The organism is Streptomyces sp. NPDC037288 (assembly GCF_055603265.1).
In genome coordinates, this window is the sequence record NZ_JBVJVY010000177.1 from 1 (window position 1) to 2,820 (window position 2,820).

The 2,820-nt window shown below is 68.3% G+C and carries 3 protein-coding genes; 2 read left to right on the plus strand and 1 reads right to left on the minus strand.

The features are described 5' to 3' along the window. Both ACZ7GZ_RS42950 and ACZ7GZ_RS42955 read left to right on the plus strand, forming a co-directional pair. The coding region (locus tag ACZ7GZ_RS42950) for an IS701 family transposase (protein ID WP_471033264.1) at positions 1–834 on the plus strand (834 nt) is incomplete at its 5' end. A 233-nt stretch (positions 835–1,067) separates the two neighbouring features. After that, entirely contained in the window at positions 1,068–2,345 is a 1,278-nt protein-coding gene (locus ACZ7GZ_RS42955; protein WP_471033266.1) for an IS701 family transposase, read from the plus strand. 271 nt (positions 2,346–2,616) lie between these two features. Here ACZ7GZ_RS42955 and ACZ7GZ_RS42960 read toward each other — a convergent pair. After that, a partial coding sequence (locus ACZ7GZ_RS42960; RefSeq protein ID WP_471033267.1) for a hypothetical protein occupies positions 2,617–2,820 on the minus strand: 204 nt, incomplete at its 5' end.

Sequence of the window (2,820 nt, forward strand, 5' to 3'; positions counted from 1 at the left end):
GTCTTCGCCGCCTACGCCACCACCCGCGGCCATGCCCTGGTCGACCGGGAGCTCTATCTGCCCAAGTCCTGGACGGACGACCGCCATCGCTGCCGGGCGGCGAAGATCCCCGACGAGCGAACCTTCGCCACCAAAGGTGAGCTGGCCCGCACCGTGATCGCACGAGCCCTCGCCTCACCGCTGCCCATCGCCTGGGTCACCGCCGACGCCGCCTACGGACAGGACTCCCACTTCCGCCACTTCCTCGAAGACGCCTGCCTCTCCTACGTCGTGGCCGTGCCCAAATCCCAGCCGGCCGGCGGCCCGCGCATCGATCACCTCTTCAGCCAAGCCCCGCCCGAAGCCTGGCAACGACTGTCCGCCGGACACGGCGCGAAAGGCGAGCGCTACTACGACTGGGCCGCCGCACACCTGCCCTCTGCATGCGAGTCAGACGACGACATGGTCACCAGTCGGCGCTGGGTGCTGGCCCGCCGCAGCATCACCAAGCCCGACGACATCGCCTACTACCTCGCCTGCACCCCGCTGGAGGCAACGATCGCCGACCTGGTCCGCGTCGCCGGATGCCGCTGGAAGATCGAGGAGTGCTTCCAGAGCGCGAAGAATGAATGCGGCCTGGACCACTACGAAGTCCGCCGTTATGTCGGCTGGTACCGGCACATCACTCTCGCCATGCTCGCCCACGCCTTCCTGGCAGTGATGGCCGGCCATGAACGGCAAAAGGGGGCGTCGAACGGGACACGCCCGACCTCGTGGACCTCACACCAGCCGAGATTCGCCGTCTACTGGCAACTGGACCCCGCCATCGTCCCGTCGACCCCCGTCACATCATGACGTGGTCACACTGGCGCCGCCGCCATCAAGCACAAGCCCGCCGCTGTCACTACATACGGCGCGGCCACTCGTTGGGGCGGCACCCCGCCAAAGACCGTTCCATGCCCCTGCCCACACCACTACACTCCCCACCCTCAGAACCCTGACCAGCAGAAATGGCGAAGCACTGCTGGAGTACTAGTAGGACTCCGTTAGGTCTGTCTGCCTGCCATGTTCAGGGGCATGAGGGCTGTGTGGACGCACATGAAGTGAACCGTGTTCGGGCGACGTTGGCGTTATTCGTGGCGGATGTGTTCGCCTCGGTGCCGCGCAAGGACCAGCGGGCCAAGGGCGACTGCTATCTGCGAGGACTGATGATGGACGGGCGGCGCAAGTCCATCCAGGCCATGGCCTCGCGATTGCCGAACGGCAACGAGCAGAACCTGCAGCAGTTCGTGAACCAGTCCACCTGGGATCCGGTGCCGGTGCGCCGGCGGATCGCCGAGCGGATGGTGCCGCAGATCGGCCCGGACGCCTGGGCGGTCGATGACGTGTCGTTCCCCAAGGACGGCCGGATGTCGGTCGGCGTCGCCCACCAGTACTGCGGTGCGCTGGGCAAGCAGGCGAACTGCCAGGTTGCGGTCAGTGTGCACGCGGTCTCCGATGCGGCGTCGTGCCCGCTGAACTGGCGGCTGTTCCTGCCGCGGGAATGGGCGGATGACTCCGTCCGGCGCCGGCGGACAGGCGTCCCCAACGACGTCGGGTACCGGGAGAAGTGGCGGCTGGCACTGGACGCCCTGGACGAACTGGCCGGATGGGGACTGGTGCCGCCGGTCGTGGTGGCGGACGCCGGCTACGGCCAGAACGCCGACTTCCGCGCCGCCCTGGCCGAGCGGGGACACGCCTACGTGGTCGGGATCCGCGGCGATCTGTCCGTCCAGCCGCATGACGCGCACCCCGATGCCCCGGCCTGGTCCGGCAACGGCCGGCGGCCGGTGCCCCGCTACCGACAGCCACCGGTGCCGGTAGCGGAACTGGCCGCGGCCACCGGACGGGAAACCTTCAGCGAGGTGACCTGGCGGGAAGGCTCCCGCGGCCCGATGACCTCCCGCTTCCTCGCGATTCCGGTCAGGCCGGCCGGGGTGCGCCCGCGTCGACTGGCCCAGCAAGCCGCGGTGGCCGAGCACGGCCGGTGGGACGGCGTCCTGCCCGAGCTACGACTGCTGGCCGAATGGCCCGACGGCGAAGACAAACCGACCCGGTTCTGGTTGTCCGACCTGCCCGACGACACCCCGCTCCCCGAGCTGGTCCGCCTGACAAAGATCCGCTGGCGCATCGAACACGACTACCGAGAACTCAAACACGGCCTGGGCCTGGACCACTTCGAAGGCCGCTCCTGGAACGGCTGGCACCACCACGCCACCCTGGTCACCGCCGCCCACGCCTTCCTCACCGAGCAGCGACTGGCCCCAAAAGCCGACACAGCGGACTCACCCTCTACCAGATCCTCGACACGCTTCAGGACCTGCTGAACTGCTGGACCGGCATCTGCACCACCTGCCACCAGCCCCTGCCCAGCGGGATACACATGGCACCGAGATCGAGACAGACCTAACGGAGTCCTACTAGTGCCTGACGACCCTCGCGTCGACCTCCGTCCGTTGCAGGAGAGCGACGAGCTCACCCTGCGCTTATCCGACGGCAACGAGGGGAGCTTCACGGTCGACTGGGCCTCTGCGAAGCCCGTCACCGGTCCGCTCCGCATCAAGGGATTGAGACAGCCACCGTTCTAGTAGGGCTCCGTTAGGGCTGCCTTGATCTTGGTGTGGTCCTGCTGGGCAGGGGTTGGTGGCAGGTGGTACAGGTGCCGGTCCTGCAGTTCAGCAGGTCCTGTGGGGCGTCGAGGATGTGCGCCAGCCGGTGCGGGCGCGCCCCGGCCGGCCGTACCCGCCCCGTGAGGAAGCGGGAGGCCATCGGGCCGCGGGAGCCTTCCTGCCGGGTCACCTC